Below are 4431 nucleotides of genomic sequence, written 5' to 3' on the forward strand. Positions count from 1 at the left end.
GGCTGCCCGGCGCCGCGGCAGCGTACAACTCGTCGAGGGTGCGGGTCAGCGTGGCGTCGTCGAGGAACGCCGCCAGGCCGAGGAAGACCACCCCGACCGGCCGCCGACCCCACCCCGGCACGAAGCGGTGCAGTTGCGCCGGATCGATGGTGCCGATGTCCGTCGCGTCGCCGAAGCCGTAGCCGGCCCGGTCGCTGCCGGCGAGGATGCTCTGTCCCAACCGGATGGTGACCGGATCGACGTCGGTGTAGAGCACCGTCGCGTCGGTGGCGACCTCGTGCACGTTACCCATCGTCGGCACCCCGGCGCCGAACACCAGGAAACCGTCCACGCCCTGGCCGGCCATCGCCCGCACCGCCCGGCCCAGGAACGCCCGCAGCTCCCGGAACACCGGCGCGCACGGCCCGTACGCCTGCTCGAACGCGTGAGCGGCGGCCACGTCCACCGGGAAGTGATGCTGCCCGCCGAGCCAGAAGTCGATCATGCGAGCGGTGCTCGGCTGGTCTGGTTCACCCATCGGCGACGCTCCCTCCCCGGCCGGTCCTCGTCAGCGTACCGACCGGGGAGCGCTCAGCGGTATCGCGGCGCGAAGGCGTCCGGGCCCGCGATACTGGCCGCGGGCGGAGGTGGGCGGTGAACTCGGCGAACAACGCGGCGGTGGTGGTCGGCGTCGACGGCTCGGAGTCGGCGCTGCGTGCCGTCCGCCTCGCCGCCACCGAGGCGGCACGGCAGCACCGACCACTGCGGGTCGTGCACGGCTTCATCTGGCCGCTGCTGCACGTACCGGTCTCCCCCGCCCCGGACGCGCCACCCGGCGGTGGACTGCGCCACCGGGCCGAGGAACTCGTCGAGGCCGCGGTGAACGAGGCCGAGGCCACCGTGCCCGGCCTGTCGATCTCCGGCGAGATCATCGATGGGGAGGCCGCCGCGGTGCTGGTGGGCGAGTCCCCCACCGCCGCGCTCATCGTGCTCGGCGACCGCGGGCTCGGTGGGTTCTCCGCGCTGGTGCTCGGCTCGGTCGCGGTGCAGGTCGCCGCGTACGCCGACTGCCCGGTGCTGGTCGCCCGCGGCACGCAACGACCCGACCAGCCGGTGCTGGTAGCTGTCGACGGTTCGGACGCCTCCCGGCGGGCGGCGGACGTGGCCGCCGACACGGCCGTGTCGCTCGGCGTGCCGCTGGTGGCGGTGCACGCCTACCGGCACCCGGGCAGCAGCGGACCGGGCGACATGCAACCCCTGGTGTACGACGAGGCGAAGCTGCACCGCGAGCAGGAGCGGATGCTCGCCGGGTGGCTGACCGGCCTCACCGAGGACCATCGGGGTCTGCGGTTGACGTGCCAGGCGACACGTGGTCGACCCGGCACCGTGCTCGCCGAGGCGTCCCGCTCCGCCCAACTGGCGGTGGTCGGCGGGCGCGGGCGCGGCGAGGTGACCGGGTTGCTGCTGGGGTCGGTGAGCCAGTCGGTGCTGCACCACGCGCAGTGCCCGGTCATGGTGGTCCGCGCCCCCCACTAGCCCGCCGGGGTTCGTCCGCCGCCAGACGGGTAGACGGCCGCGGTACGCCCAGCGGACGGTGGGCAGCACCAGGTGCCCAGACCGACGAAGGAGGCACAGATGCCAGGACCACGGCCGGGTAGTAACGCGTACGACAAGCAGCGGGCACGGTTGCGCAACGCGATCGACGACTCCGGACGCCGAGTGCCCGACGGCAAGGCCAACCAGGTCGCCAACCGGATCCTGCAGGAGGATCGCGGCCAACGCGGCGTGGTACGCGGTGACCGCGCGTACGGGCCGAAGAGCGAGCGCGAACCGGGCGACCCGAAGTGAGCAGGGTCGACGTGGCCGACGGCGCCATCGCGGGCGCCGTCGGCAGCACCGCGCTGAACGTGGTCAGCTACCTCGACATGGCACTGCGGGGACGGCCCGAGAGCGACGTCCCGCAGGAGACCGTCGACCGGCTGGCCGGGATCGCGCACGTGGACCTGGGCAACGGGGCCCGGGCGGCCAACCGCCGCTCGGGCCTCGGGCCGCTCATCGGTTACGCCCTGGGGGTCGCCGCGGGCGTCGGGTTCGCGTTCTACGCCGGTGGTCGGCGTCAGCCGTTGCCGGTGGCCACCGGGCTGCTCGGCGCCGGCGTCATGACCATGACCGACGGGTCGATCACGGTGCTCGGGATCAGCGACCCGCGCACCTGGCGGCGCTCCGACTGGATCTCCGACATCATTCCGCACCTCGCGTACGGGCTGGCGGCCGCCGCCACCTGGAACAGGTTGCGGCGGCCGCCAGGTCGCGGTCGCTGACCGGGTCAGCGGGTGTCGCTGTCGTCCTCGGCCACCGGCTCACCGGCCGGGCCGTACGGCGACACCTGCCCCTTGGGCACCGGTCGACCGGCGTCCCCGCGCGACGAACCACGGTTGAGCGGGTGCCCGGTCGGCTTGGGCCCCTTGCTGTCCTGGCTGGTGGCTCCCTTGGCATTGCGCCGGAGCTCTTCCTGCTGGGGATTGACCACGGGTGTCTCCCTTCCGGGTACGGCAGGCGGCATCGACCGCCTCCACCGCCGGCATACCCGCCCGCCCCGGTGGCATTCCGGCTGCGGGCACCGGTGCGACGGCTAGCCCGTCCGCAACTGGGTAACCCGCCAAGATGGGCGATGACCGACGGGTGGTGCGGGTCCTGCTCGACCGGCGTGGCCGCACGTACGCCGAGGAGGCCGGCATCCGGCTCGCCGACCGGCCCGGCCCGCTCTACCAGCTGTTGGTGCTGACCACGCTGCTGAGCACCCGGATCCGGGCGTGTGTGGCGGTGGACGCCGCCCGGGAGCTGTTCGCCGCCGGTTACCGCACCCCACAGGCGATGGAGGCGGCCAGTTGGCAGGAGCGCGTCGACGCGCTGGGGCGGGGCCACTACCGCCGCTACGACGAGCGGACCGCCACCATGCTCGGCACCGGCGCCCGGCTGTGCCTGGACCGCTGGCACGGTGACCTGCGACGGCTGCACTGGGAAGCCCAGGGTGATCCCGCCGGGCTGCGTCGGCGACTCACCGAGTTCCCCGGCATCGGCCCCACCGGGGCGGACATCTACCTGCGCGAGGCACAGTCGGTCTGGTCGGACGTGCGCCCGTACGCCGACCGTCGGGCCCTGGCCGGGGCGAAGCGGCTGGGTCTGCCGGGGTCCCCGGACCGGCTCGCCGGTCTCGTCGCCGAACCGGACTTCGGGAGGCTCGCCTCAGCGTTGGTGCGGGTGGCGCTGGGTGAGGAGTCCGCCGGTGAGGTCACCCGCGTCGCCGCCCGGTGAGGCGCTCACTTGACCGTCTTGTCCCCCGGGCGGGTCAGGTGCCACACCAGCAACGCGGCGAGCAACGCCAGGACCACCACCCCGCCGGAGATGCCCCGGCCCTCCTCCGGACTGCGCCCGGCGCTGCCGAAGTAGATCACCGCGAGACCGGCCAGCACCGTGACGAACGTCCGCAAACCTCGGTCCTTCACGTCTGGCACCGTATGGGGACCACCCTTACCTGCGTACCTTTTTAGACGTTATGTCATTCTTCTGAGTGATGCTCAGCGCTCGGTGACGAACCCGCAGAGCCGCACCCGGCGTACCGCCCGGTCGGCGACCTCCACCACCTGCAGGGTCAGCCCGGGCAGCCGCACCGTCTCACCCGGGGAGTCCGGCAGGTGCCGCAGCCGGGCCAGCACCAGACCGGCGACGGTCGTGTAGTCCCGGGACAACGGGAAGCTCAGCCGCACCCCCAGATCCGGCAGGTCGTGCAGCGGAAAGTCACCGGGCACCAGCAGAGACCCGTCCGGTTCCCGGACCACCCCCCGCACGTCACGGTCGGTCTCGTCGTACAACTCGCCGACCACCTCGGCCAGCAGGTCCTCCATGGTGACCATGCCGTCGATGCCCCCGTGCTCGTCGACGACCAGGGCCAGTTGCTGATGTTCCTGCCGCAGCTGACGCATCGCGTCGGCGACCGGCAGGGTCACCGGCAGCAGCAGTGGCGCGCGGACCCGCTCGCCCACCGGCGCGGTGCCGGCCCGCACCAGGTCACGGATGTGCACCACCCCGAGCACCTCGTCGAGGCCGCCGGGACCGGTGACGGGTGCGCGGGACCGCCCGGCGGCGGCCAGCCGTCGGACCCCCTCGTCGGCGGCCAGGCTCGCCGGCAGCGTGGTGACCTCCCGCCGTGCCACCAGGATCTCGCGCAGCGTCCGGCCGGCGATGTCGAACGCGCCGGTCAGGATCTCCCGCTGCTGGGCCGACAGGCCGCGCTGGCTGGCCAGCATCTCCCGCAGCTCCTCCTCGGTCATCTCCTCCCGATTGGCCCTCGGATCGCCACCGGCGAGTCGCACGACCGCGTCGGTGGCCCGGCTGAGCAACCACACCGCCGGCCGGGACACCCGGGCGAGCAGACCCGCCGTGGTCGCAATC

Annotated in this window: 8 protein-coding genes; 4 read left to right on the forward strand and 4 right to left on the reverse strand. The window is 73.4% G+C overall.

Features of this window, described 5'->3' with window-relative positions; genetic code table 11:
- Positions 1–517 (reverse strand): SAM-dependent methyltransferase (locus KBX53_RS23710; protein ID WP_210861723.1); only part of this gene is annotated, 517 nt, incomplete at its 3' end.
- A 116-nt stretch (positions 518–633) separates the two neighbouring features.
- Between KBX53_RS23710 and KBX53_RS23715 the strand changes: the two genes are divergently transcribed.
- The 3 genes from KBX53_RS23715 (at position 634) to KBX53_RS23725 (ending at position 2300) form a co-directional block, all read left to right on the forward strand.
- Positions 634–1515, forward strand: a complete 882-nt coding sequence (locus tag KBX53_RS23715) for a universal stress protein (RefSeq protein ID WP_210861725.1) — start codon at positions 634–636, stop codon at positions 1513–1515.
- A 99-nt stretch (positions 1516–1614) separates the two neighbouring features.
- Positions 1615–1827, forward strand: coding sequence for a hypothetical protein (locus tag KBX53_RS23720; protein WP_030327717.1), 213 nt, complete (start codon positions 1615–1617; stop codon positions 1825–1827).
- Entirely contained in the window at positions 1824–2300 is a 477-nt protein-coding gene (locus tag KBX53_RS23725) for a hypothetical protein (RefSeq protein WP_030327718.1), read from the forward strand. The genes KBX53_RS23720 and KBX53_RS23725 overlap by 4 nt, the downstream gene beginning before the upstream one ends.
- Positions 2301–2305: 5 nt before the next feature.
- Here KBX53_RS23725 and KBX53_RS23730 read toward each other — a convergent pair whose 3' ends face one another.
- Positions 2306–2509, reverse strand: coding sequence for a hypothetical protein (locus tag KBX53_RS23730; protein ID WP_203121130.1), 204 nt, complete (start codon positions 2507–2509; stop codon positions 2306–2308).
- 134 nt (positions 2510–2643) lie between these two features.
- Here KBX53_RS23730 and KBX53_RS23735 point away from each other — a divergent pair, with 134 nt between their 5' ends.
- On the forward strand, positions 2644–3294 hold the full coding sequence (locus tag KBX53_RS23735; protein ID WP_210861727.1) for a hypothetical protein: 651 nt from the start codon (positions 2644–2646) through the stop codon (positions 3292–3294).
- A 5-nt stretch (positions 3295–3299) separates the two neighbouring features.
- Here the strand turns inward: KBX53_RS23735 and KBX53_RS23740 are convergent, their stop codons facing one another.
- Together KBX53_RS23740 and KBX53_RS23745 are read right to left on the reverse strand one after the other, a co-directional pair.
- Positions 3300–3485: a hypothetical protein gene (locus tag KBX53_RS23740; RefSeq protein WP_036410487.1), complete on the reverse strand. Its 186-nt coding sequence runs from the start codon at positions 3483–3485 to the stop codon at positions 3300–3302.
- Positions 3486–3557: 72 nt separating this feature from the next.
- The coding region (locus KBX53_RS23745; protein ID WP_210861729.1) for a hemolysin family protein at positions 3558–4431 on the reverse strand (874 nt) is incomplete at its 5' end.

This window comes from Micromonospora sp. M51 (assembly GCF_018070305.1).
GTDB lineage: Bacteria > Actinomycetota > Actinomycetes > Mycobacteriales > Micromonosporaceae > Micromonospora > Micromonospora parva.